At 72.5% G+C, this 22,852-nt stretch carries 29 protein-coding genes; 11 read left to right on the top strand and 18 right to left on the bottom strand.

The window, feature by feature from the left end:
• Window positions 1-47 precede the first annotated feature (47 nt).
• The 5 genes from OG738_RS34340 to OG738_RS34320 are packed head-to-tail and all read left to right on the top strand — an operon-like array spanning window position 48 to window position 3,994.
• Entirely contained in the window at window positions 48-1,118 is a 1,071-nt protein-coding gene (locus tag OG738_RS34340) for a TetR/AcrR family transcriptional regulator (protein WP_329047310.1), read from the top strand.
• A 22-nt stretch (window positions 1,119-1,140) separates the two neighbouring features.
• On the top strand, window positions 1,141-2,415 hold the full coding sequence (locus tag OG738_RS34335) for an RNA polymerase sigma factor (protein WP_329047309.1): 1,275 nt from the start codon (window positions 1,141-1,143) through the stop codon (window positions 2,413-2,415).
• Window positions 2,412-3,176: an alpha/beta fold hydrolase gene (locus OG738_RS34330; protein ID WP_329047308.1), complete on the top strand. Its 765-nt coding sequence runs from the start codon at window positions 2,412-2,414 to the stop codon at window positions 3,174-3,176. Before OG738_RS34335 ends, OG738_RS34330 begins: the two co-directional genes overlap by 4 nt.
• On the top strand, window positions 3,177-3,509 hold the full coding sequence (locus OG738_RS34325) for a YciI family protein (protein WP_329047307.1): 333 nt from the start codon (window positions 3,177-3,179) through the stop codon (window positions 3,507-3,509). It begins immediately after the preceding gene.
• Entirely contained in the window at window positions 3,509-3,994 is a 486-nt protein-coding gene (locus OG738_RS34320) for a GyrI-like domain-containing protein (RefSeq protein WP_329047306.1), read from the top strand. The genes OG738_RS34325 and OG738_RS34320 overlap by 1 nt, the downstream gene beginning before the upstream one ends.
• A gap of 1 nt (window position 3,995) precedes the next feature.
• On the opposite strand, the gene OG738_RS34315 is transcribed toward OG738_RS34320, so the two are convergent.
• Window positions 3,996-4,445 (bottom strand): anthrone oxygenase family protein, encoded by a 450-nt coding sequence (locus tag OG738_RS34315; RefSeq protein ID WP_329047305.1) that lies wholly within the window; start codon window positions 4,443-4,445, stop codon window positions 3,996-3,998.
• A gap of 186 nt (window positions 4,446-4,631) precedes the next feature.
• Between OG738_RS34315 and OG738_RS34310 the strand changes: the two genes are divergently transcribed.
• Window positions 4,632-5,558 (top strand): AraC family transcriptional regulator, encoded by a 927-nt coding sequence (locus tag OG738_RS34310; protein ID WP_329047304.1) that lies wholly within the window; start codon window positions 4,632-4,634, stop codon window positions 5,556-5,558.
• A gap of 24 nt (window positions 5,559-5,582) precedes the next feature.
• Here the strand turns inward: OG738_RS34310 and OG738_RS34305 are convergent, their stop codons facing one another.
• The 5 genes from OG738_RS34305 to OG738_RS34285 form a co-directional block, all read right to left on the bottom strand.
• Window positions 5,583-6,014 (bottom strand): SRPBCC family protein, encoded by a 432-nt coding sequence (locus tag OG738_RS34305; RefSeq protein ID WP_329047303.1) that lies wholly within the window; start codon window positions 6,012-6,014, stop codon window positions 5,583-5,585.
• Entirely contained in the window at window positions 6,011-6,355 is a 345-nt protein-coding gene (locus tag OG738_RS34300; RefSeq protein ID WP_329047302.1) for an ArsR/SmtB family transcription factor, read from the bottom strand. Before OG738_RS34300 ends, OG738_RS34305 begins: the two co-directional genes overlap by 4 nt.
• 39 nt (window positions 6,356-6,394) lie before the next feature.
• Entirely contained in the window at window positions 6,395-7,456 is a 1,062-nt protein-coding gene (locus OG738_RS34295) for a hypothetical protein (RefSeq protein WP_329047301.1), read from the bottom strand.
• 177 nt (window positions 7,457-7,633) lie between these two features.
• Window positions 7,634-8,830 (bottom strand): RNA polymerase sigma factor, encoded by a 1,197-nt coding sequence (locus OG738_RS34290; RefSeq protein ID WP_329047300.1) that lies wholly within the window; start codon window positions 8,828-8,830, stop codon window positions 7,634-7,636.
• Complete coding sequence (locus OG738_RS34285; RefSeq protein WP_329047299.1) at window positions 8,827-9,171, bottom strand: YciI family protein; 345 nt, start codon at window positions 9,169-9,171, stop codon at window positions 8,827-8,829. The genes OG738_RS34290 and OG738_RS34285 overlap by 4 nt, the downstream gene beginning before the upstream one ends.
• A 103-nt stretch (window positions 9,172-9,274) precedes the next feature.
• Here OG738_RS34285 and OG738_RS34280 point away from each other — a divergent pair, with 103 nt between their 5' ends.
• Together OG738_RS34280 and OG738_RS34275 are read left to right on the top strand one after the other, a co-directional pair.
• A complete protein-coding gene (locus OG738_RS34280) occupies window positions 9,275-10,066 on the top strand; it encodes an alpha/beta fold hydrolase (RefSeq protein WP_329047298.1) in 792 nt (263 codons plus the stop codon).
• Between the two features lie 9 nt (window positions 10,067-10,075).
• The gene (locus OG738_RS34275) at window positions 10,076-11,110 is read left to right on the top strand and encodes a site-specific integrase (protein ID WP_329047297.1); all 1,035 of its coding nucleotides are present in this window, start codon (window positions 10,076-10,078) and stop codon (window positions 11,108-11,110) included.
• 2 nt (window positions 11,111-11,112) lie between these two features.
• Here OG738_RS34275 and OG738_RS34270 read toward each other — a convergent pair whose 3' ends face one another.
• Window positions 11,113-11,274, bottom strand: a complete 162-nt coding sequence (locus OG738_RS34270; RefSeq protein ID WP_167379534.1) for a hypothetical protein — start codon at window positions 11,272-11,274, stop codon at window positions 11,113-11,115.
• A gap of 26 nt (window positions 11,275-11,300) precedes the next feature.
• On the opposite strand from OG738_RS34270, the gene OG738_RS34265 reads away from it, so the two are divergent.
• Both OG738_RS34265 and OG738_RS34260 read left to right on the top strand, forming a co-directional pair.
• Window positions 11,301-11,810: a CGNR zinc finger domain-containing protein gene (locus OG738_RS34265; protein ID WP_329047296.1), complete on the top strand. Its 510-nt coding sequence runs from the start codon at window positions 11,301-11,303 to the stop codon at window positions 11,808-11,810.
• Between the two features lie 98 nt (window positions 11,811-11,908).
• Window positions 11,909-12,685 (top strand): SGNH/GDSL hydrolase family protein, encoded by a 777-nt coding sequence (locus OG738_RS34260; protein ID WP_329047295.1) that lies wholly within the window; start codon window positions 11,909-11,911, stop codon window positions 12,683-12,685.
• Here OG738_RS34260 and OG738_RS34255 read toward each other — a convergent pair.
• The 4 genes from OG738_RS34255 to OG738_RS34240 form a co-directional block, all read right to left on the bottom strand.
• Window positions 12,665-13,273 carry a TetR/AcrR family transcriptional regulator gene (locus OG738_RS34255; protein WP_329047294.1) on the bottom strand — a complete coding sequence of 203 codons (609 nt, stop codon included), beginning with the start codon at window positions 13,271-13,273 and terminating at the stop codon, window positions 12,665-12,667. The genes OG738_RS34260 and OG738_RS34255 overlap by 21 nt on opposite strands.
• Complete coding sequence (locus OG738_RS34250; protein WP_329047293.1) at window positions 13,254-13,457, bottom strand: hypothetical protein; 204 nt, start codon at window positions 13,455-13,457, stop codon at window positions 13,254-13,256. Before OG738_RS34250 ends, OG738_RS34255 begins: the two co-directional genes overlap by 20 nt.
• A 15-nt stretch (window positions 13,458-13,472) precedes the next feature.
• Window positions 13,473-14,996: an FAD-dependent monooxygenase gene (locus OG738_RS34245; RefSeq protein WP_329047292.1), complete on the bottom strand. Its 1,524-nt coding sequence runs from the start codon at window positions 14,994-14,996 to the stop codon at window positions 13,473-13,475.
• 72 nt (window positions 14,997-15,068) lie between these two features.
• Window positions 15,069-15,692 (bottom strand): acyl-CoA-like ligand-binding transcription factor, encoded by a 624-nt coding sequence (locus OG738_RS34240; RefSeq protein ID WP_329047291.1) that lies wholly within the window; start codon window positions 15,690-15,692, stop codon window positions 15,069-15,071.
• 164 nt (window positions 15,693-15,856) lie between these two features.
• Between OG738_RS34240 and OG738_RS34235 the strand changes: the two genes are divergently transcribed.
• Window positions 15,857-17,203 carry an MFS transporter gene (locus OG738_RS34235; RefSeq protein ID WP_329047290.1) on the top strand — a complete coding sequence of 449 codons (1,347 nt, stop codon included), beginning with the start codon at window positions 15,857-15,859 and terminating at the stop codon, window positions 17,201-17,203.
• Between the two features lie 58 nt (window positions 17,204-17,261).
• Here the strand turns inward: OG738_RS34235 and OG738_RS34230 are convergent, their stop codons facing one another.
• The 7 genes from OG738_RS34230 to OG738_RS34200 all read right to left on the bottom strand — a co-directional run bounded on the left by OG738_RS34230 (window position 17,262) and on the right by OG738_RS34200 (window position 22,833).
• Window positions 17,262-18,611 (bottom strand): SPFH domain-containing protein, encoded by a 1,350-nt coding sequence (locus OG738_RS34230; RefSeq protein WP_329056924.1) that lies wholly within the window; start codon window positions 18,609-18,611, stop codon window positions 17,262-17,264.
• 88 nt (window positions 18,612-18,699) lie between these two features.
• Complete coding sequence (locus OG738_RS34225) at window positions 18,700-19,188, bottom strand: SPFH domain-containing protein (protein WP_329047289.1); 489 nt, start codon at window positions 19,186-19,188, stop codon at window positions 18,700-18,702.
• Complete coding sequence (locus tag OG738_RS34220) at window positions 19,185-19,619, bottom strand: NfeD family protein (protein WP_329047288.1); 435 nt, start codon at window positions 19,617-19,619, stop codon at window positions 19,185-19,187. The genes OG738_RS34225 and OG738_RS34220 overlap by 4 nt, the downstream gene beginning before the upstream one ends.
• 84 nt (window positions 19,620-19,703) lie before the next feature.
• Window positions 19,704-20,516 carry a DUF3097 domain-containing protein gene (locus OG738_RS34215; RefSeq protein ID WP_329047287.1) on the bottom strand — a complete coding sequence of 271 codons (813 nt, stop codon included), beginning with the start codon at window positions 20,514-20,516 and terminating at the stop codon, window positions 19,704-19,706.
• A gap of 51 nt (window positions 20,517-20,567) precedes the next feature.
• A complete protein-coding gene (locus OG738_RS34210) occupies window positions 20,568-21,455 on the bottom strand; it encodes an aminoglycoside phosphotransferase family protein (RefSeq protein WP_329047286.1) in 888 nt (295 codons plus the stop codon).
• Window positions 21,440-22,255 (bottom strand): SCO1664 family protein, encoded by an 816-nt coding sequence (locus OG738_RS34205; RefSeq protein ID WP_329047285.1) that lies wholly within the window; start codon window positions 22,253-22,255, stop codon window positions 21,440-21,442. The genes OG738_RS34210 and OG738_RS34205 overlap by 16 nt, the downstream gene beginning before the upstream one ends.
• Window positions 22,256-22,257: 2 nt before the next feature.
• Window positions 22,258-22,833, bottom strand: coding sequence for a DUF3090 domain-containing protein (locus OG738_RS34200; RefSeq protein ID WP_329047284.1), 576 nt, complete (start codon window positions 22,831-22,833; stop codon window positions 22,258-22,260).
• Window positions 22,834-22,852 lie beyond the last annotated feature (19 nt).

Here is a 22,852-nt window from a genome sequence, read left to right as displayed (position 1 = left end):
TCAGTGGTCACGGTATCTTGACTGGCGACGCCGTGGCAAGGAGGACGATGGTCAGGCTCAGCAGGGCGGAAACCCAGGAACGCAATCGCGCGAAGGTCCTCTCCGCCGCCCGCGACGAGTTCGCCGAGCGCGGCTTCCGCGAGGCGAAGATCGACGTCATCGCCGAACGCGCCGAGCTCACCCGCGGCGCGGTCTACTCCAACTTCCCCGGCAAGCGGGCCCTCTACTTCGCCGTCCTGGCCGACCTCGCCGAACGCGCACCCCGCTACGCCACCCCACCGCCGAACCCGACCGCGGCCGACGTCCTGGCCGCGTTCGCCCGCGCCTGGGTCGCCCGCCTGCCGCTGGCCACCGACAGCGACAGCGGCGAAGCCCGCCTCGGCCGCGACCTGCTGCCCGAGATCCTCGCCGACGAGCACACCCGCCGGCCGTTCGCGCAGCTCATGCGCATCGAGGCGATCCTGCTCGGGCTCGCCCTCGAACGGCTGCGCCCGGGACGGCGCCTCGTCCGCGTCGCCGAAGCCGCCCTCACGACGCTGCACGGCGCGAGCCAGCTCGCCGTGGCCGCACCCGGCTTCGGCGAGCCGTTCCACGTCGTCACCGCCTGCGCGGCACTGCTCGACCTGGACCTCGTCGACGACTGGCCCGCGACCCCGCCGATCACCAGTCACGCCCGCCTGGCGGACAAACCCTGGACCCCGCCGCCGGCGACCGACCTGCTGACCGGCGAACCGTTCCGGCCCGGCGACGGCGTCGTCACGATCCTCGGCCTGCACCGAGCGTCCGCCTTCGAGGAGGCTGTGCGCGCGGGCGCCGACGTCACCGCCGTGCTCGTCACCAGCGACCCCGGCGAACTCGCTGCCCTGGCCCGGCTCGCCGTCGCCGACCTGCGCGGCTGCCTCGACCAGGCAATCGCACCCCCCGCGAGTCCTCGCTTGAGGCTCGTCTGCGACGCCGCGGGCGAGCTCGCCGCCGCCGCCGGCGTCACGGCGGTCAGCGACGCCACCGAGACGGCCGTCCGCGTCGAAGGTGGCCGGATCGTCGTGCGCGCCGAGGGGTTCGGCGCCTGCCACGCCGCGGCGGTCGGTCCCGGCCCCCGCCGTTCGTCGGGTGGGTGACCCGGCGGGAGGAGGAGCGGTGGTGGACGTCGAGACGGCGGTCGCGGAGGCGTTCCGCGAAGAGTGGGGCCAGGTCGTGGCCACGCTCATCCGGATCACCGGCGACTGGGACCTCGCCGAGGAGTGCGCCCAGGAGGCGTTCGCTCTCGCGCTGCGCACCTGGCCGCGCGACGGCGTCCCGCGGCGGCCCGGCGCCTGGCTGACCACCGCCGCCCGCAACCGCGCCACCGACCGGCTCCGCCGCGAAACCGCCGGCGCCGCCAAGCTCCGGGAGGCCGCCCTCATGCACGTGCCCGACGAGCCGGACCTCGACGACAGCGGCGTCACCGACGACCGGCTGCGGCTCATCTTCACCTGCTGCCACCCCGCCCTGGCCACCGAAGCCCAGGTCGCGCTGGCGCTGCGCACGCTGGCCGGGCTGTCCACGGCCGAGATCGCCCGCGCCTTCCTCGTCCCGGAAGCCACCATGTCCCAGCGGCTGGTGCGGGTGAAGCGCAAGATCCGCAACGCCGGGATCCCGTACCGCGTCCCGCCCGCGCACCTGCTGCCCGAACGCACCGCCGCCGTCCTCGGCGTGCTGTACCTGACGTTCAACGAGGGCTACTCCGCCAGCGCCGGGCCCGACCTGCTGCGCCCCGACCTCGCCGCCGAGGCCGTCCGGCTCGCCCGCGTCCTGGCCCACCTCATGCCGGACGAACCCGAGGCCCTCGGCCTGCTCGCGCTGATGCTGCTGCAGCACGCCCGCCGCGCCACCCGGGCCGGCCCCGACGGCGAGCTCGTCCCGCTCGAAGAACAGGACCGCACCCGGTGGGACGCGGGCGAAATCGCCGAAGGCACCCAGCTCCTGGAGACCGCGCTGCGCCGGCGGCAGCCCGGGCCGTACCAGATCCAGGCCGCCATCGCCGCCTGCCACGCCACCGCCGCCCGGCCCGCCGACACCGACTGGGCGCAGATCGCCGGCCTCTACGGCGAGCTGCGCAAGCACGTCCCCAGCGCCGTCGTCGAGCTCAACCGGGCCGTCGCGGTCGGCATGGCCGACGGCCCGCTCGCCGGGCTCGCCCTCCTCGACGAGCTGACCATGGACGGCTACTATCTCCTGCCCGCCACCCGCGCCGACTTCCTCCGCCGGCTCGGCCGGCACGCCGAAGCCGCCGAGTGGTACGCGAAAGCGCGCGACCTCGCGCCCACCGAGTCCGAACGCGCGTACCTCACGCGAAGAATCTCCGAAGCGGTGTCGGTCCCGGCCGCGTCCGTTCGTCGGTCGGGAGAAGCCCGACCACCGGAGGAACACCCATGACCACCCTTGCCGTCCCCGGCGCCACGATCACCTACGACGTCACCGGCAGCGGCCCCGTGCTGCTGCTGGTCCCCGGCGGCCCCGCCGACTCGACGGTGTTCACCTCGATCCGGCCCCTGCTGGCCGAGGACCACACCGTCGTCACCTACGACCCCCGCGGCCTGTCCCGCAGTCCCCTCGAGGGCGAACCCGGACCCGACACGATCCGCGAGCACGCCGACGACGTCCACCGCCTGCTCACCGACGTCGGCCCCGCGGACGTCCTCGCCAGCAGCGGCGGCGCCATCACGATGCTCGACCACGTCGTGCGGTACCCCGGCGACGTCCGCACGGTCGTGCTGCACGAACCCCCGGTCACCCGGTACGCGCCCACCGGGGCGCTCGACGGCCCCGACATCCCCGCGCTCTACCGCGAACACGGCGTCGGCCCGGCCTTCGCCGCGTTCATGGCGACCCTGGGCATCGACCCGGCTCCGCCGCTCGACCCGCGCGGAGAAGGCAACTTCGCCTACTTCTTCGGGCACCTGATGCCCGCCACCGGCGCCTACGAGCCGGACCTCGACGCGCTGCGGGCGACGTCCGCGCGGCTGGTCGTCGCCGTCGGCGAGAAGTCCGCCGGGCAGCTCGCCCACGAAACGGGCCTCGGCCTGGCCGCCGACCTCGACCGGAAGCCGGAGTTCTTCCCCGGTGACCACGGCGGGTTCATGGCCGAGCCGGAAGCCTTCGCCGCGCGTCTGCGCGAAGTACTGGAAGGACGCTGAATGCGCTACCTGCTGCTGATCGCCGGCGACGAGACCGCCGAGGAACACCAGTACGACGGCTGCGACGGCTGGGGTGAAGACCTTGCCCGCCGCGGCAAGATCCACGGCGGAGGCGGCCTGCGCCCGCCGTCGGAAGCCACGACCATCCGCGTCCGCGACGGGGAAGTGCTGCTCACCGACGGCCCCTTCACCGAAGCCAAGGAGCAGGTCGGCGGCTACGTCGTCCTCGAATGCGACGACCTCGACGAAGCCCTCGAGATCGCGGCCAAGCACCCCGCCGTGACCTACGGCAGTATCGAAGTCCGCCCGATCTTCGTCCCGGAGGAACCCTGATGCCGTCCATCGTGGACCGACCGGCCCAGCGCTACGTCGCCGAGCGCGCCACCCTCGGGATCGAGGACTTCCCGCGCATCGCCGACCGGCTGCCGCCGCTCATCGGCACCCTGGCCGGCCGCGGGATCGTCCCGGCCGGAGCGCCGTTCTTCCGCTACCGCGTGCTGCACCCCGGCATGCGGTTCACCGTCGAAGCGGGCGTCCCGGTCGACGGCGAGTTCGACCTGCGGGAACCGGCGTTCCTCGGCGAGGTCCCGGCCGGGAAGTACGTCCTCGAAACCTACGTCGGCGCCCCTGACGGCCTGGCCGCCGCGACCGCGGACGTACTGGCCTGGGGCGCCGCCGAGGGCGTCACGTGGGATGTCACGGAAGGCCCCGACGGCGAGGAGTGGGGCGGCCGCCTGGAAGTCCTGCGCACCAACCCCCTCGAGGTGCCGGATCCCGCCGACTGGGTCACCGACCTGCTCTTCCGCCTCGCGGACTGAGTCACCTCTTGGTGAGCACGGCGGCGACCAGGCAGCCGAAGCCCGCCGTGCTCACCACCGCACGCACGACGTTCCAGCGCACCCAGACCGCCTCGAACGCCGCCCGCACCGCCGCGTAGTCGTCACCGCCGCTATCCATCGCATTGTTGAGCGGGATGTGCACCACGCCTGTGATCACGATCATCGCCACCAGGAACACGAACCCCGCGATCACCCACGGCCGCGGCCCGGGGTTCAGGAACACCGCCACGCCCGCCAGCACCGGCGCGCCCAGGAACGTCAGCATGAAGACCGGGTTGACGATCGCGACGTCGATGCCGCGCATCGCCTCCACGAACGTCTTGTCGTCGCCACGTGCTAAACCCGGCATCACCGAGCACGCGTAGGCGTAGAACAGCCCGGCGATCAACCCGGCCGCGACCAGCGCGGCCACCAGCACCACCGTCGACATCGTTCTCCCCTTCACCGCGCCCAGGCCCCGGCCGCCGCCGCGTCCCGCGCGAAGTCCTCGACGTCCGTCGCCGGGCGCCCCAGCACCAGGAAATTCGTTGTCATGGCCGAGAGTCAACCGGTCGCCGATAAGACTCTCCATAGTTCACAGCCTCAATCGCATGTTCCAGCGTCTACACTCGGCGGCATGGACCCGCTCGCCGCGCTCCTGGACGGTTCCCGCGCCCACGGCGCGTTCCTGCTCCGCTCGGTGCTGACCCCGCCGTGGTCACTGCGCATCGAAGACGAAGCACCGCTGACCGTGGTGTCGGTGGTGCGCGGCGAAGCGTGGATCGTCCCGGACGCCGGCGAGAGCGTCCTGCTGGGCGAAGGCGACGTCGCGATCGTCCGCGGCCCGGACCCGTACCTGGTCGCCGACCACCCGTCGACACCGCCGCAGGCGCTGATCCTGCCCGGCCAGGAGTGCCGCACTCCCGACGGCGGGCACCTCACCGAGTACACCGACCTCGGCGTCCGCACCTGGGGCACCGGCGGCCCGGTCGTGCTGCTCACCGGCACCTACGGCATGGCGGGCGAGATCAGCAAGAAGCTCCTGGCCGCGCTGCCGACGTTGATCGTCCTGCGGGCGGCCGACTGGCCGACGCCGCTGGCCGGGTTGCTCGCCGGCGAGATCGGCAAGGACCTGCCCGGACAGGAAGCCGTCCTCGACCGGCTGCTGGACCTGGTGCTGATCGCCGCGCTGCGCGCGTGGTTCGACCGGCCCGACACCAGCGCGCCCGCCTGGTACCGAGCCCACGACGACCCGGTCGTCGGCCAGGCGTTGCGGCTGCTGCAGCACCAGCCGGCCGAGCCGTGGACGGTCGCGAAGCTCGCCGCCGACACCGGCGTCTCCCGCGCCGCACTGGCCCGCCGGTTCGCCACGACGGTCGGCGAGACGCCGATGGCCTACCTCACCGGCTGGCGCCTCGCGCTCGCCGCGGACCTGCTGCGCCAGCAACCGGACGCCACGATCGGCTCGGTTGCCCACCAGGTCGGCTACGGCAGCGCGTTCGCGCTCAGCGCGGCCTTCAAGCGCGAGTTCGGCGTCAGTCCCCAGCGGTACCGGACGGCGTGAACGACGCTCCGGCAAGTTCTGCCGTCATTTCAGCTCCTCGCCCAGCTTGTCCAGCCAGTCGCCCGTGCCCTGCTCGCGCCACTCCGGTTTCTCGGCGTCGTCGAGGAACGTGTCCTGCTCGGTGAGGACCAGCCGGGTGCCGTCACCTTCGGGCAGCAGTTCGACGGTGGTGATGGAGACGGTCGCGAGCGCGCCGGCGCCGGCGAGCGTGGAGGAGTAGACGATCCGCTGCTCCGGCACGATGTCGTGATAGGTCGAAACGAGGTTCAGGGCACCGCCGTCGGGCGCGCGGCCGTCGATGGTTTCCTGGCCGCCGACGCGGAAATCCAGCTCGTGCGCACCCTCGGAAACGAACCAGCGGTTCTTGGCGACCGGGTCCGCCCAGGCGGCGAACACCCGCGCCGGCGGGACGGGGTAGGTGCGTTCGAGTGAGAAAGTGGTGTGCTTGACGGTCATGTCGTGCTCCCTTCCGAGGGGCCGGGCGGCTCGGCGAGGAAGTCACCGAGCCGGTCGAGCCTGCTTTCCCACGTGGTGCGCTGCCGCCCCAGCCAGTGCTCGCCGGCCCGCAACAGCTCCGGCTCGATCCGGCAGGTCCGGACGCGGCCGGCCTTCTCCGACCGCACGATCCCGGCGGCTTCGAGGACCTGCAGGTGCTGCACGACGGCGGCGAGCGACATGGTCAGCGGCTCGGCCAGCTCACTGACCGACGCGGGCCCGCGCACGAGCCGCTCCACCAGCGCCCGCCGCGTCCGGTCGCCCAGCGCGCGGAACAGCAGGTCCAGGTCATGGTCAAGCATGTACTTAAGTATGCGCGGCGCGGACTAATAGTCAAGTAGTTACTTGAGCATTGCCACGACGTCCTCGGGTAACTCGGCGTTCGGGATCTCCCGCAAGACGGCGAGTGCCCTGGTCAGCGCGCGTTCGGCGTTGTCGGCACGGCCCGCGGCGGCGCGGAGTTCGGCGCCGAGGTTCGTGGTCGTCTCGTGCATGGACCGGACGGTCTGCTCGTGCGCGGCCTGCGCCTCGGCCAGCCGCTGGTCGTACCCGGCGCGCATGCGTTCCACCTCCGCTCGCGCCCGTTCGAGGGTGGCTTCCTGCGCGGCGTGGTGGGCAGCAGCTGCCTTGGTCAGCTCTTCGCGTGCCGCGTCGAGCCGCCCGGCGACCGTTTCGGCGCGCGTTTCGGCCGCCTCGGCACGGGCCGCGGCAGCTTGGCCGCGGCCGCGTTCCTCGTCGAGCGCGGCGCGGGTGGCGGCGAGGTCCGCGGTCAAGGTGGCGATCGTCGACGCTCGCTCGCCGGCCAGGCTCGCGCTCGCCTCGGCTCGTTCGGCGACCCGCGCCAGCTCGTCGCGGACCGCGGCCAGCTGCCCTTCGACGCGTTGCCGTTCGTGAAGCGCCTCGCGCTGGGCGCCACGGGCGGCATCCCGTTCCCGTTCTGCCGCCGCCATTGCCTTCTCGGCGCCGGCAGCGGTCCTCGCGGCGTCTTCGGCGACGTCACGGGCCTGCGCGGCTTCGGCTTCGGCGAGCCCACGCTGACGACGGTGCTCGTCGGCTTCGGTCAGTGCCGCGTCCCGCTCGGAGAGCGCGGTGGCGGTGGTGGCTTCCAGTTGGTGGCGCAGGGTCGCGAGGGTCTCGACGAGCCCGCGCGCGGGCTCGAGGACCCGATCGACCTGCCCGGCGAGCGCGGTGACGGCGGTGTCGTCCAGCTCGGTATCGCTCTCCCGCAGCGACTCGGCGTCCGACAGCACGGCTTCGGCGTCGCGGCAGGACAGGTTGCGCCGCCCCCAGGTCTTCCCGTCCTGGCAGAACCGCGCCCGGCTCCCCCGCCCCACCGCAGGCGGCAGCGGCGCTCCGCAGCGCCGGTACTCGCAAACCCGCAGCTGACCAGCATCTTCCGTCATGATCGGTACTCTATCAAAGCTTCTAATCAGAACTAAAAAGAGCTATTCAGATTTAGAAGATAGAAGCTCGAGCACCTGGGTTTGGATAAGGTCACATATCCAAACCCAGAACAAGGCAGGAGACCGAGGACGCGACAGGGGGCGATCGGGCCCTCGAAAAACTAGAACCCCCTGATGTCAACCCGGAGTTGACGCTGAGGCGCGCTTCCGCTCCAGCAGAGCCCGCTCGGCCGAATTGCGAGTCAGCTCGATCGCCGTCGTGTAGGACGCCACCGCTTCCCCGCGTCGGCCGATCCGGTCCAGCAGGTCCGCGCGGATCGCGTGGTACAGCGGGAACCGCGGCAGCTCCAGGTCCTCGACCAGCGCCAACGCGGTCTCAGGGCCGTCGACCTCCGCGACCGCCACCGCCCGGTTCAACGCCACCACCGGCGTCGGCGACACCGTCAGCAGCTGGTCGTAGAGCGCCTTGACCTGGGACCAGTCGGTGGGCGCGTCGCTGTGGACGGCCTGGATCGCCGCCTGGATCTGGTACGGGCCCGGCTGGTTGCGGCGCAGGCAGCGGCGGACGATCTCCTGGCCCTCGGCGACCAGGTCCGCGTCCCAGCGCGAGACGTCCTGGTCGGCCAGCAGCACCAGGTCGCCGGAGGCGGTCGTGCGGGTCGCGCGGCGTGCGTCGATCAGCAGCATCAACGCCAGCAGGCCCCAGACCTCCGGCTCGTCGGGCATCAGCCCGGCCAGGACGCGGGCGAGCCGGATGGCCTCGCGGCACAGGTCGTCGCGGACCAGATCCTCGCCCGCGCTCGCCGTGTAGCCCTCGTTGAAGATCAGGTACAGCACGCCCAGCACCGCGGACAGCCGCGCCGGGAGGTCGGCGTCGCGCGGGACGCGGTACGGGATGCCGGCGTCGCGGATCTTGTTCTTCGCCCGGACGATCCGCTGGGCCATCGTCGGCTCGGCCACCAGGAACGCGCCGGCGATCTCCGCGGTGGTCAGGCCGCCGAGCAGCCGCAGCGTCAGCGCGACCTGGGTGGGGCGGGCCAGCGCGGGGTGGCAGCAGGTGAAGATCAGCCGGAGCCGTTCGTCGGGCACGGCGCCCTCCTCCACGGGCTCGGTCTCCGCATGCAGCAACGCCGCCTGGGCGTGCTTGTCCTGCCGGGCGGCCTCCCGGCGCAGGCGGTCGACGGCGCGGTTGCGGGCGGTCGTGATGATCCAGCCCGCCGGGCTCGGCGGCACCCCGGCGGCCGGCCACCGCCGCACGGCCTCGGCGAACGCGTCCTGCACGGCTTCCTCGGCGACGTCGATGCTGCCGAAGATCCGCACCAGCACCGACACCGCCCGGCCGTACTCCGCGGCGAAGACCTCCTCGACGCTCATCCGGCGAACGGCCGCACCTCGACCGGCAGCGGTGCGACGGCGTCGGCGAGCCGGCTGCCCCAGGCGAGCGCCGCGTCGAGGTCGGGCGCGGTGATGATCGTGAACCCGCCGAGGTGCTCCTTGCCCTCGGCGAACGGCCCGTCGGTGATGAGCGTGTCGCCGTCGTCGGCTCGCAGCACGGTAGCGGTCGACGGCGGGTGCAGCCCACCGGCGAACACCCAAGCCCCGGCCGCCTTGAGGTCCGCGTTCAGGGCGTCGAGCTTCTTCGTGACGCCGTCGAGGACCTCCGGCGGCGGGATCGGGCCATCGGGCTGGTAGATGCTGAGCAGGTACTGCTTCACGTCGGCTCCTTTCGCTGTCCCGCCCCTCACACGAACGGCGCGCGGCCGGATCGACAGCGTCCCGGGACCGATTTTGCGTGGACACCGCTGAAAGGATCAAGCCATGAGGATCCGCGTGTCCGACCACGAAACCACCGCCACCGTCCGGGGTACCCGGGGGCCGGCCGTGCTGCTCGTCCACTCGCTCGGCCTGGACCGGCGGATGTGGGACCCGGTGCTCGACCGCCTCGCCGGCGGCCGCCGCGTGGTCGCCTACGACGTCCGCGGGCACGGCTCGGCCGCCGCGGCGCCGCTGCCGTTCACCATGGCGGCCACCGCCACCGACCTCGTGGCCGTGCTGGACGCCCTCGACCTGGACACCGCCCACGTCGCCGGTCTGTCGCTGGGCGGGGCGATCGCGCAGGCCGCCGCCGTCGCCGCGCCTGAGCGCTTCGCGTCGTTGACGCTGATGGCCGCGCCGGACCGGCCGATGCCGGAAGCCTTCGAGGAGCGTGCCCGTCTCGCCGAAACCGGGGGCATGACGCCGCTGATCGCACCCACGCTGGAACGCTGGTTCACCCCGGAGGCCCTGGCGGCGGACACCGAAGGCGTGCGGTACGCCCGCGGGTGCGTCGCCTCGTTCGATCCGGCCACCTGGGCCTCGATCTGGCGTGGCTACGGCGGCCTCGACGTCTACGAACGGCTTCGCGACTTCCCGGCGCCGGTGCTGGCCCTGGCCGGTGAAAAGGACGCGTCGATCCCGGTCGACGGCATGGCCGACATCGCGACCCGGCTCGGCGGCGGCGCGAAGTTCGAAGTCGTCCCGGGCGCCCCGCACATCCAGACCCTGGAACGCCCCGACGAGGTGGCCGACGCCCTGGCCCGGTTCCTGCCCGCGGAGATCGACATCCCGTAACCTCGGCGCGTGCCCGAGCTGGAACCGGTTCCCGACGCGACCCTGAGCCCCCAGGACCGGCTCGCCCTGCTCGACGAAGCCGCCGCGCGGCACGTCGACGAGCAGCGGCCGCCGAACACGCTCAAGGCCTACGCCCAGGACTGGCAGGTGTGGCAGGACTACACCGCCGAAACCGGGATCCCGCCGCTGTCGGCGTCCCTCGGCGCCCTGACCGGGTTCGTCGTCTGGCTCGAACGCGGCCGGACCCTGCGCCCGGACGAACGCGCCGTGCCCGGCGTGCCGGAACGGGCCGCGCCGGCGGCGCCGTCGACGATCGAACGGCGGCTCACCGGCGCGCTCGCCGGGCTGCGGCACCACAAGGTCGTCGTCGATCCCGAAGCGAGCCGGGCGGCGTGGCGGGCGTTGAAGGGCTATCGGCAGCGGCTGGCCCGGGAGGGGATCCAGCGTGGCCGCGGCAAGGCCACCATGGTCACCCTGACCGACCTGCGGGCGATGTCACGAGCCTGCCCGGACACCCTGGCCGGCGCCCGCGACCGGGCGATGCTCCTGATCGGCTTCCCCATCGCCGCTCGCTGTTCGGACCTGGCGAACCTGCTGGTCACCGACGTCGAGCCGGTTGACGACCGGGGCCTTGCGGTGACCGTGCGGCACGGCAAGAGCACCGGTGACATGGTCGTCCCGCGGCGCGAGAGCCCCGACACCGACCCGGTGCGGGCGTGGCACGCGTGGCGCTCGGGCGCCGGGATCACCGACGGGCCGGCGTTCCGGCGCGTCGACCGGCACGGCAACGTCGGCGAGCCCGCGCTGAGCACCACCGGCGTCAACCAGATCCTCACCCGGGCCGGCGTCCGGGCAGGCCTGCCGTACCCGGTGACCGGGCACTCCCTGCGGTCCGGGTTCGCCACCGAGGCCCGCCGCGCCGGCGCCGACGACCTCGCGATCGCCGATCAGGGGCGCTGGGTGCGCGGCAGCCGCGCGCTGTACGAGTACATCCGCCGCGTCGACCAGTGGAACGACAACGCGGCGGGCGTGCTCGACCTGTGAGTTCACGGCGTCCGGGTGGCGCCGACGACCTCGCCGTCGAGGCGGGCGAGCCAGCTGCCGCAGACGCAGCGCACGTAGTCGAGCCGGTGGGTGGCGGGCCGGGCCGCGGTCGCCGGCAGTTCGGCGAGCGGCCAGCCGCAGCGGGGGCAACGGTTTCCGTCCATGTTCCCGATCGTGGTGTAATGGCTTTGTGCACTTCAACCCTTACGGCGGCCCGGCCGCGCTGGTGGCCGCCGACCTGGTGAACGCGGGCTCCGCGAGCGAGCTGCTGGCCGGGATGGTCCGCAACGGCATGTCCATCGCGGCGCTGACCGAGGACGAAGCCACCCGCATCGGCACGTGGGCACGCCGCCTGCGCCCGGTGTTCGCCGCCGACCCCGCGGAACGCCCCGAGCTGGTCAACGACCTGCTGGCCGAGTCGGCCTGCCGCCCGTACCTCGCCACCCACGACGGCAAGCCACCCCACCTGCACTACTCCGCCGAAGACGCCGGCTCGGTCGGCCGCGTCCGCGCCTACACCGCGGGCGGCCTCGCGCACCTCGTGTGCGAGGCCCCGGACCGCCTGGGCATCTGCGGCCGCGAAGGCTGCGATACGGCGTACGTCGACAATTCCCGCAACGGCCGCCGCAGGTTCTGCTCGACGCGGTGCGCCACCCGCGTCCACGTCGCCGACCACCGGGCCCGGCAGGTCTCCGCCTAGGCGAAGACCTGGCCGACGTTCCCTGGAACTGTCTCGGCAGCGGCGGCTTCGTCCCATGGGCGTGATCCTTGCTGCAAGAGCCTGCTTAGACTGCAGGCATGAGCAAGCGCTTAGTGGCCCTGGGGGACTCGTTCACCGAAGGGGTCGGGGACGACGACCCGGCCGCCCCGAACGGCGTGCGCGGCTGGGCCGACCGCGTCGCCGAGCAGCTCGCCGCCCGCGAGCCGGACTTCCGGTACGCCAACCTCGCCATCCGCGGCAAGCTGCTGCCGCAGATCCTCGGCGAGCAGCTCGAGCCGGCGCTGGCCATGGCGCCCGACCTCCTCACGCTCTACGCCGGCGGCAACGACCTGATGCGGCCCAAGGTCGACATCGACGCGCTGGTGGACGACTACGAGGCCGCCGTCGCGAAGATCCGCGCGACCGGCGCCGAGCTGGTGCTCTTCACCGGGGTCGACGGCGTCGAGGACGCACTGTTCCGCAGGATGCGCGGCCGGGTGGCGATCTACAACGAGTTCGTCCGCGCCATCGCGACGCGCCACGGCGCCCACCTGGTGGACATGTGGGCCATGCGGCAGCTGCGCGACCGCCGCTACTGGGCGCCGGACCGCCTGCACCTCAACGCCTACGGGCACACCGAAGTCGCGATCGCGGTCCTGGCGGCCCTGGGCGTCGAGCACCCGCTCGAGGGCGCCGAACTGGGCCCGCGCGAAGTGCTGAGCCCGGCCGCCCGCCGCAGCCAGAACGTTCAGTGGGCCCGCAAGCACGCGCTGCCGTGGGTGCGCCGCCGGCTGCGCGGCGAATCCTCCGGCGACGCGCTCACCGCGAAGCGCCCGACGCTGGAGCCGGTCGCCTCAGCGCCGCTCCCCCGCTGACGGTCGGAGGCCGTCGAAGAGGATCGTCACCGCCCGGTCGCGCAGCCGCGCGTCCGGGCCGGCGTACTCGGCCGCCTTGGCGACGCCGATGATGATCGTGATGAGCTCACCGGGGACGAGGTCCTCGCGGACCGCGCCCGCGGCCTGGGCCCGGGACAGCAGCACTCCGAGCGCGTCGAGGAGCCGGGCACCGATCTCGGACTTCGCCTTCGGCACGCTGACCCCGGCGGCGGTGAGCGCCTCGAAGTAGGCGTTCTTCGCACTCGACATCTCGATCCAGCCGGCCAGGAAGGTGAAGAACGCCGCGCCGGGGTCCGCCGAGTCGGCGGCCACGACGGCTTCGGCTTCGTCGGCGAACCGGTGCAGCCGGGCGACCAGGACGGCCTCCAGGAGGGCTTCCTTCGTCGGGAAGTGCCGGAACACGGTGCCGATGCCGACGCCGGCGGCCCGCGCGACCTCTTCGGTGGGCGCCCCGGTGCCCTTGGAGGCGAACACGCTCTCGGCCGCTTCCAGCACGCGCGCCCGGTTGCGCCGGGCGTCGGCGCGCAGGGGTTTCGTTTCGGCGGGATCAGCGGCGGCGGGGGTCACCTCCCGATCGTAACGGGGCCGGGTCCGGCAGGGTGTCCAGCAACCGGGCCAGCCCGCGGCACGTGGAAGCGCCGGCCGCCGCCCATGTTGTGCTGGGAGATCCGCTGGACTCGTCGTCCGGGTCGAAGCCGAGCTTGCCGACGTAGAAGTCCCGCGCGCGGGCGTGGTCGGCGACGGACGACATTGCGTAGGCGATCTCCTACCTGCCGACGGGGCTGCCGAACCACCGTTCGAGGGCTGCCCTCAGCGCCTTCCGCTCGGTGTCGTCGGGCTCGGCCGAGCTGGTCGCCCACGCGACGTAGCCGTCCGGGCGGATGAGCAACGCCGTCGCGTCGCCCTGCGCTGCGCCGGTGACGAGGTCGACCCGGCCGGTCCAGCCGCGCAGCTCGTCGCCGAGCGAGCCGGTGAAGTCGAGCAGCAGCGGGCGGGCGGTGCGGGTCAGCTCGGCGAGCCGCGTTCCGTCGGCCAGCTCCAGATCCGGGGCCCAGCGGCCGTCGAGGGGGTGGTCGGTGCCCGGTTCGTACCGGACGTCGGCGCCGGACATCAGGTCGGCGATGTGCGCCACCGTGCTCGGCAGCCGCAGCAGCTCGCCGAACAGCTCCCGCAGCGCCGTGACGTCGCGGCCCGGCGCGATCAGCGCGGACTGGGCCTGGGTGTGCATGACGACGCGCTCGGCGACCGGGCGGCGTTCGCTCTCGTAGGTGTCGAGCAGGCCGGCGGGTGCCCAGCCCTGCACCTGGGCGGCGAGCTTCCAGCCGAGGCCGACGGCGTCCTGCAGGCCGAGGTTCAGGCCGGGGCCGCCGATCGCGGAGTGGATGTGCGCCGCATCGCCGACGAGCAGCACGCGGCCGTCGCGGAAGCGCTCGGCCAGCCGGGTGCTGCGCCCGCGCAGCCGGCGCAGCAGGTGCGGCCCGTCGCCCTCGGGTGGCTCGATCGGCAGGGCGAAGCCGAGCACGCGCTCGATGCCGGCGCGCTGGTCGTCGAGGGTCATCGGGGGCTCGTCGGCGGCCTCTTCGGCGTCGGTCCACTCCATCGTGGTGACCAGCGGTCCGGTGGGGAACGGCGCGTAGACGAAGAGGCCGACTTCCGTGCGGTAGTGGAAGAACGGCGGGATGACGCCGTGGCCGGGCACGGTCAGCCCGCCGGACGCGGGATCGACGAACTCCGCGGGCACGGTGGCGTTCGAGGTGAAGGAGAGCGTGCGGTCCTCGGTGACGCCGGGGAAGCCGATGCCGGCGAGCTTGCGGGTGATGCTCCGCCCGCCGTCGGCGCCGACGAGGTACCGGGTGGTGAGCCGGCCGGGCCCGTCCGGGCCGGTGAAGTCGAGGGTGACGGCGTCGGCGTCCTGCGTCAGGCTGGTGAGCTCGTGGCCGCGGCGGATCTCGACGCCGAGTTCGGCGGCGCGTTCGGTGAGCATCGCCGCGACACGCCGCTGCGGCACGCCGAGGATGTTCAGCGAGTTGTGCTCGGGGAGGGTGAGGTCCAGGCGCATCGCCCCGAAGACGAACGCGGGGGCGGGCGGGCGGATCGGGCCGGCGAGGCGCTCGTGCAGCCCGCGGCAGTCGAGGAGGCGCACGACCTGGCCGACCAGGCCGTTGGCGCGGTTCTCCTCGGTCGGCTCCGGCAGCCGTTCGAGCACGAGTGGGCGGATGCCGGCGAGGGCCAGCTCGCAGGCGAGCATCAGGCCGTTGGGTCCGGCACCCGCGATGACGACGTCTTCCATGGCGGAACTCCTTGCGGTGAAAGGGCATGACGAACCAGCCCGGCGACCCTGCCGGGCGTGGAGCGAGGGGGTTCAGCGGGGTTCGGGCAGGCCGGCGGCGAGCCGGCCGAACACGTCCCGCAGCAGGTCTTCCATCGATCGCGGCGGCTCGGTCCTGAACCACTGCTGAGCCACGACGTTGAGCCCGGCGGCCACGACACCCGCGACGAGCTTCGGGTAGACGTCCCGCTCGACGTCGGTACCGGTGCGTTCGGCGACGACCCTGGCGATCTCGGCTTCGCCCGCCGCCCCGGCCTTGTGGAACTCGCCCTGCAGCGCGGGTTCCGCGACCATCAGCCGGATCCCGGTCAGCCAGGCCTGGTCGGGGACCTGCCCGTCGGGCACCGGCTCGCCGAGGTCGAACCCGGCGAGCGCCGCCGCGGTGATGGCCGCCCAGATCGGCTCGCCGGCCGGGCGTTCGCGCAGCGCCGCGGCGATCGCGCGGGCCCGGTCGTGGTGGCGGGCCACGATGGCCTCGCCCTTGGTGCCGAAGTAGTTGCTGAACGTCCGGGTGGACACCCCGGCCTCGGCGGCGATGTCCTCGATCCGGACGTGGGCGTAGCCGCGTTCGACGGTCAGCCGGATGGCGGCCCAGCTCAGCGCGATCCGCGTCTCGTGCTTCTTGCGCTCCCGGAGCCCGGCGCCGTCGGTGTCCATGAACCCACCGTACCGAACTTTGCCGAATCTGCAACGTTGCAGATTCGGCAAGAACTGAGCCGGGCGGCCGTTGACGCCTCAGTAGCGATCGGCGTCAAGAATCGCCGAATCCGTCGACGGGCGTCACACTGTTGTGTGACATCGGTCACCGGAGGTGTTGCGAGATGGTGTTGGGCGACAACAGCGTCACTCACAAGGTGGAACCGGACAGCAAGTCCGGCAAGACGCAAGTACGGCGTGCGGCGCTGGCGAGCGCGATCGGCACGACCATCGAGTGGTACGACTTCTTCCTCTACAACACCGCGGCGGCCTTGGTCTTCCCGCACCTGTTCTTCCCCTCGTCGAGCGCCTACGCGGGGGCCATGCAGTCGTTCGCGACCTACGCGGTCGGGTTCGCCGCCCGCCCGGTCGGCGCCGCGATCTTCGGGCACTGGGGTGACCGGATCGGGCGCAAGGCCACGTTGATCGTGACGCTGCTGCTGATGGGCGTCTCCTCCGGCGTCGTCGGGATGCTGCCCGGGACGTCGGCCATCGGGTTCGCCGCGCCGCTGATCCTCGTGCTGCTGCGGCTGGTCCAGGGCATCGCGATCGGCGGCGAGTGGAGCGGCTCGGTGCTGCTCGCGATGGAGTGGGGCGACCAGCGCAAACGCGGGCTGCTGGCCAGTTTCGCGCAGATCGGCGTCCCGGTCGGGCTGGTGCTCGGCACCGGCGGCATGACGCTGCTGTCGGCGACCCTCTCCCCCGACGCGTTCGACTCGTGGGGCTGGCGGCTGCCGTTCCTGGCGAGCCTGATCCTGGTCGCGGTCGGCCTGGTGATCCGGCTGAAGATCCTCGAGACGCCGATGTTCGCGAAGCTGATCAAGAACCGGCAGACCGCGCGGACGCCGGTGCTCGACGCGATCCGCCACCACTGGCGCGAAATCCTGCTTTCGGCCGGCGTGCGCTTCAGCGAGCAGATGCCGTTCTACCTCTTCACCAGCTACGTCCTGATCTACGTCGTGGCGCGCCACGACTTCAGCAAGACGTTCGTGCTCAACGCGGTCCTCGTCGGCGCCGCGTGCGAGCTGGCGCTGATCCCGGTGTTCTCGACGCTGTCGGACCGCGTCGGCCGCAAGCGGGTGTACCTGACCGGCGCGGTGTTCACGGCCGTGATCGCGTTCCCGTACTTCACGATCCTGGCGCACGGCAGCCACGCGCTGGTGTTCGTCGCGGTCGTCGTGTCGTTCGTCCCGCACGCGCTGCAGTACGGGCCGCAGGCGGCGCTGATCGGCGAGAGCTTCCCGACGCACCTGCGTTACGGCGGCGCGGGGCTGGGCTACCAGCTGGCGTCGGTGTTCGCGGGCGGGCCGGCGCCGCTGCTGGCGACGTGGCTGCTGCACCAGACCGGGACGCCGTACTCGATCTCGGGCTACATCGTCCTGTCGGCGGTGGTCACGGTGCTGTGCGTGATCTTCCTGAAGGACCGCTCGAAGGCCGACATCGACGACGTCACCGTGTACCAGCGGAGCTGACCCACGAAATGGGGGCCTCCCACCAAACCGGTGGGAGGCCCCCATTTTCACGTGCGCGTCAGCGGCGCGGACCACCCTGGGGGCCGCCGAACGGGGGCTGCTGCGGGAACGGCCCGCTGCCCGGGTTCTGCTGGGGGCCGCCGAACTGGCCCGGCGGCGGGGACTGCGGCGGCGGGCCCTGGTACTGGCCGCCCGGAGGCGGGCCGACCGGGGCCTGCGGCTGCGGCAACGGCTGACCGCTCTGCGGGGTCGGCGGCTGCTGCGGCGCGGACGTGACCTCCGTGCCCCGCTCCTCGTCCGCCTGCTCCGGCTCGGGCTGCTGCTGCACCGGACGCGGGATCGCCGGGCGCGCGGGCGGCGACGAAGGCGCCCCGATCGCCGGGACCTCCTTGCGCGCGACGGCTTCCGCGGCCGCGACCGCCTCGGCGACCTTGGGGTCGCTCTTCGTCTCGAACCAGCTCGAGACCTCTTCGTCCTCGAGGTCGGGCTTGGCCGGGACGTCGTCGTCCTTCGGCGGCTCGTAGCGGAACACACCGTCGTCGCCGGGGGCGCCGAGCGCGCGGGCGAAGCCTTCGAGGGCCTTGCCGTAGTCGCTCGGGATCATCCAGACCTTGTTGGCGTCGCCCTGCGCCATCTGCGGGAGCGTCTGCAGGTACTGGTAGGCCAGCACCTCCGGCGTCGGGCGGCCGGCCTTGATCGCGGCGAACACCTTCTCGATCGCCTTCGCCTGGCCCTGCGCCTGCAGGTACCGGGCGGCCCGTTCACCCTGGGCCCGCAGGATGCGGGACTGCCGCTCGGCCTCGGCGGCGAGGATGGTGGCCTGGCGGGCACCTTCGGCGGAGAGGATCTGGCTCTGCTTCTGGCCTTCCGCGGTCTTGATCGCCGATTCCCGCTGGCCTTCCGCAGTGAGGATCATGGCGCGCTTCTCCCGGTCGGCGCGCATCTGCTTCTCCATCGAGTCCTGGATGGAGGGCGGCGGGTCGATCGCCTTGAGCTCGACGCGGCCGACGCGGATGCCCCAGCGGCCGGTCGCCTCGTCGAGCACGCCACGCAGCTGCGTGTTGATCGAGTCGCGCGAGGTCAGCGTCTGCTCGAGGCTCATGCCACCGACGACGTTGCGGAGCGTGGTGGTGGTCAGCTGCTCGACACCGACGATGTAGTTGGAGATCTCGTACACCGCGGCACGGGAGTCGGTGACCTGGAAGTACACGACGGTGTCGATGGACACCGTCAGGTTGTCCTCGGTGATCACCGGCTGCGGCGGGAACGAGACGACCTGCTCGCGCAGGTCGATCCGGGCGCGCACCTTGTCCAGGAACGGCACCAGGAAGGTCAGGCCGGGCGAGGCCACCGTGCGGAACCGGCCCAGCCGCTCGATCACCGCCGACTGCGCCTGCGGCACGACCATGATCGCCTTGGCCACCGTGATGATCACGAAGAGAGCCAATAAGACGACCACGATGATCACTGTGGTGGTCAAGAGATCTTCCCCTTACCTAGTACCATTCTTGCGCGGTTGACGGTGTTCCGGGCGCCGCGGGCGGGCTCACCGCGAGCTTCAGCTCCCGGGTTTCGATCCCCCAGCGGCCCGTGGTGTCGTGCAGGACCGTCCACACTGTACGGTGCAGGTCCCCCGGCGCGGTGACGGCGCGCTCGGCCGTGGTCAGGCTCGCTTCCTGCCGCAGTGCCGTGGTCGTCAGCTGTTCGATCGCCATCGCCGGGTTGCTGATCTCGTAGGTCGCCAGCCGCGGATCGGTGACGGCGAAGACGACCTCGAATCCGATGAGGACTTCCCGCCCGTCACCCGCTTCGATGACGCGCGGCGGCGCGGACAGGACCTGGTCGCCGAGGTCGACGCGTGCCCGGACCGTGTCGGCGAACGGCAGCACGAAGTGCCGGCCGGGGCCGAGCACGGCACGGAACCGCCCGCCGCGTTCGATCACCGCGGCCCGGCCTTCGGGAACGACGACGAGCCCCAGGCTCACGGCTCGGCCGACACGACGGCGGTGGCGCCGGAGATCTCCACGACGGTGACCGGAGTGCCGGGCTCGATCGGTGGAACGTTTTCCGACAGGCTGCGCGCGGACCAGACGTCGCCGGCCAGCTTCACCTGCCCGGCCTCGTAGTCCACTGTGGACACGACGACGGCGCGGGCGCCGATCAGCGCGTCGATGCCGGTGTGGTGGATCGGCCCGGCGAGGAAGCGGCGCTTCAGCGCGGGCCGGACCAGCACGAGCATGCCGACGGAGGCGACGGCGAACACGACGACGTCGACGAAGAGGTTCCCGGTGAGCACGTCGGCCCCGGCGCCGAACAGCGCGCCGACGCCCAGCATGATCAGCACGAAGTCGCCGGAGACGACTTCAGCGATCATCAGGGCGATGCCGACGATCAACCAGACCAGTGCCCAGGACATGGCTTCATGCTCTCAGATCGTGCCGGTTCGCACCGGCGCGGTGACGGGACGTGACCTACGCGTGACCTTGGACAATTCAGACATTCAGTCCTCTTCCGTCGGCTCGGTGACGAAGTCGATGAGCCGCTCCACGGCCCCGATGAGCGGGGTCTCGAGGTCGCGGAAACTGCTCACCCCGCTCAGGACACGTTGCCAGCCTTCGAAAGGTTGCCCCCAGCCGAGCGCGTCGCAGATCCCCTGCTTCCACTCGGTGCCGCGCGGGATCTTCGGCCACGCCCGGATGCCGACGGCGGCGGGGCGCACGGCTTCCCAGACGTCGATGTACGGGTGCCCGGTGACCAGCACGTGCTCGTCGCGGACGGCCTGGACCAGCCGCGACTCCTTGCTGCCGGGTACGAGGTGGTCGACCAGGACGCCGAGGCGGCGGCCGGGTCCGGTGCCGAACTCGGCGATCCGCTCGGAGAGGACGTCGACGCCGTCGAGGGGCTCCACGACGACGCCTTCGACGCGCAGGTCGTGCCCCCAGACGCGTTCGACCAGCTCGGCGTCGTGCTTGCCCTCCACCCAGATCCGGGAGTCGCGCGCGACCCGGGCCTGCAGGCCCTGCACCTTCACCGACCCGGACGCCGAAACCTGCTTGACCGGGGCTTTCACCGTCTTGACCGGCACCAGCGTGACCGGCTTGCCTTCGAGGAGGAACCCGGCGGGGGCGAGCGGGAACACGCGGTGGCGGCCCTTGGCGTCCTCGAGCACGACGTTGCCGTACTCGATCTTCACCACCGCGCCGCAGTAGCCGCTGGCCGGGTCCTCGACCACGAGGCCGGGTTCGGCGGGGACCTCCGGCACCTTCTTGCGGCGCGGGCCGGCGAGCACGTCGTCATAGGAATGGGAGCGCACGACCAGGCAACCTAGTGGTGGTCGGTGCCCGCGCGGGTCGTGCCACGCCGGTCAGCGCGCCAGTTCGAGCACCGCGTCGGTGAACGGCGTCCGCTCGCCCCGCCGCAGCGGCGACAGCGCGATCAGCGGGGCCATCGCGACGCACCAGGCACGGACGCGGTCGGCGTCGAAGTCCTCGACGTGCGGAGCGAGGGCGGCGATGCCGTCGTCGATCGTGCCGCCCTTCGCCATCGGAACGAACATCCAGTCGACGGCGTCGAGCGCCGGGTCGCCGAAGCCGGCGCGCGGGTCGATGGCCACGATGCCGCGGCCGGGTCCGGCGTCGAGGACGTTGGCCGGGTGCAGGTCGCCGTGGACCAGCGCGACCGGTCCGCTGGTGGCGAGCGCCATGGCCCGCTCACGGCCCTTCGCCAGGACTTCGGCGCTCATCTGCGCGGCGGCCGGGGACTCGCGGCGGCGGCGTTCGGACAGGCCGAAGATGAACTCGATGCCCGTCGCCAGCTTCCCGAAGGGCCCGGCCGGTTCGACGGAGTGCAGCTGGTTCAGCAGGTCGCCGACCTCGGCCCACGGGACGTCGCGGTCGCCCAGCTGCGTGCCCGGGACCAGGCCTTCGAGCAGGATCGCGTTCGCGCCGAGGTCGGCGTCGAGGACGTTCACCACGCGGGAACACCCGGCCCACGCCGCGAGCGCGGCGGCTTCGGAGCGGGCGACGGTGGCGTCCGGGGTCAGCTTGAGAACCTGCGGGTCGCCGCCGGGGCCGGTGCACAGCAGCGTGCGGCCGGTGTTGCCGGGCCGGGCTTCGCGAACTTCGAGACCCCACTGCGCGGTCAGCCGCGCGACCAGGTCCGGGAGGGCGTCGCACCAGGGTTCGGCAAGTTCCGCACCGAAGCGGTCGATGAGCCGCGCGCGGGCAGCGGAGTCGATCAAAACAGGGGCCACGGGATGGCGCGCCAGTCGTCGCCGGGCTCGGGGAAGATCCCCTCGGCGAGCAGGAAGTCGGTGCGTTCGGCCAAGGCCCGGATCTCGAACTTGGTGATGTGCTCGGACAGCGTCCTGCCGAGGTCGCCGTCGATCTCCGAACGCAGCTTGCGCAGCTTCTCGACGGTGTCCGGCGGCACCGGCTCGCCGATCCAGCCCCACAGGACGGTGCGCAGCTTCGGGTCGGTGTGCAGGCAGATGCCGTGGTCGACGCCGTAGACGCGGCCGTCGAGGCCGGGCAGCAGGTGCCCGCCCTTGCGGTCGGTGTTGTTGACGACGATGTCGAGCACGGCGAGGTCCCGCAGCCCGGGGTGGTCGGCGTGGGCCAGCACCGCGGGTTCGCCGAGCCGGTCGTGGGCGTGCAGCACGACCCGCCAGTCGTCCGGGAGGTCTTCGGGGGCGCGGACCTCGACGAGGTCGTCCTCGGTGGTCTCGATCCACAGCTGGACCATGCCGGGGCCGAACGGCCCGTCGCGCAGCACGGTCGGCGGGATGGCGCCGATGCCGGCGGCCTCGCTGATGATCGCCGTGGCGACCTCACGCCCGGCGAGGGTGCCGTCGGGGAAGTCCCACAGCGGCCGTTCCCCCGACACCGGCTTGTACACGACGCGGCCGGTGACGCCGTCGAGCTCGATGGCGCAGAAGAGCGTGACGTTGGAGGCGTCGCCGAGGCGTCCTTCGACGTCGATGCGGCCGTGGGTGACCAGCTCCCGGGACGCCGGGTCGGCCGGGTCCGGCTGGTCCGCCGGGGTGTCGGCCATGGTCAGTCTTCGTCCGCGTCGGTTTCGCGCCGGTAGCCGTTCTGCCGCGGGCAGATGTGCCCGGCCGGGTCGAGCGGCTCCCCGCACAGCGGGCACGGCTTGCGGCCGGCGTTGACGACGCGGTCGGCCCGCTCGGCGAAGGCGCGGGCGGCGACCGGGGTGAGGAAGACGCGGACGGCGTCCGGGCCCTCCTCGGTGTCGTCGAGCACGACCGTCTCGTCGACCTCGCCCTCGGTGATGGCGAGCAGCTCGATGACGACGGCGCTGCTGTCGGCGTCCCAGCCGAGGCCCATCGTGCCGACGCGGAACTCCTCCTCGACCGGCACGGTGAGGGGGTCGACGTCGACGAGGTCGTCGGGGACGTCCTCGGGCACGTCGGCACCGAAACGGCTGGCGACTTCCTCGAGCAGTGAGCTGAGGCGCTCCGCGAGGACGACGACCTGCTGTTTTTCGATGGTGACGCTGATGGTGCGCACGTCCTCGGACGCCTGGAGGTAGAACGTGCGATCGCCGGGCTCGCCGACGGTGCCGGCGACGAACCGATCCGGCTGGCGGAAGACGTGGATTACGCGAGACATAGCACCCTCGACCCTAGGC

Origin of the sequence: Amycolatopsis sp. NBC_01488, from assembly GCF_036227105.1 — a bacterium.
Lineage (GTDB): Bacteria > Actinomycetota > Actinomycetes > Mycobacteriales > Pseudonocardiaceae > Amycolatopsis.
The sequence above is the reverse complement of the archived record's forward strand: the minus strand, read 5'-3'. Positions and strand labels throughout refer to the sequence as shown.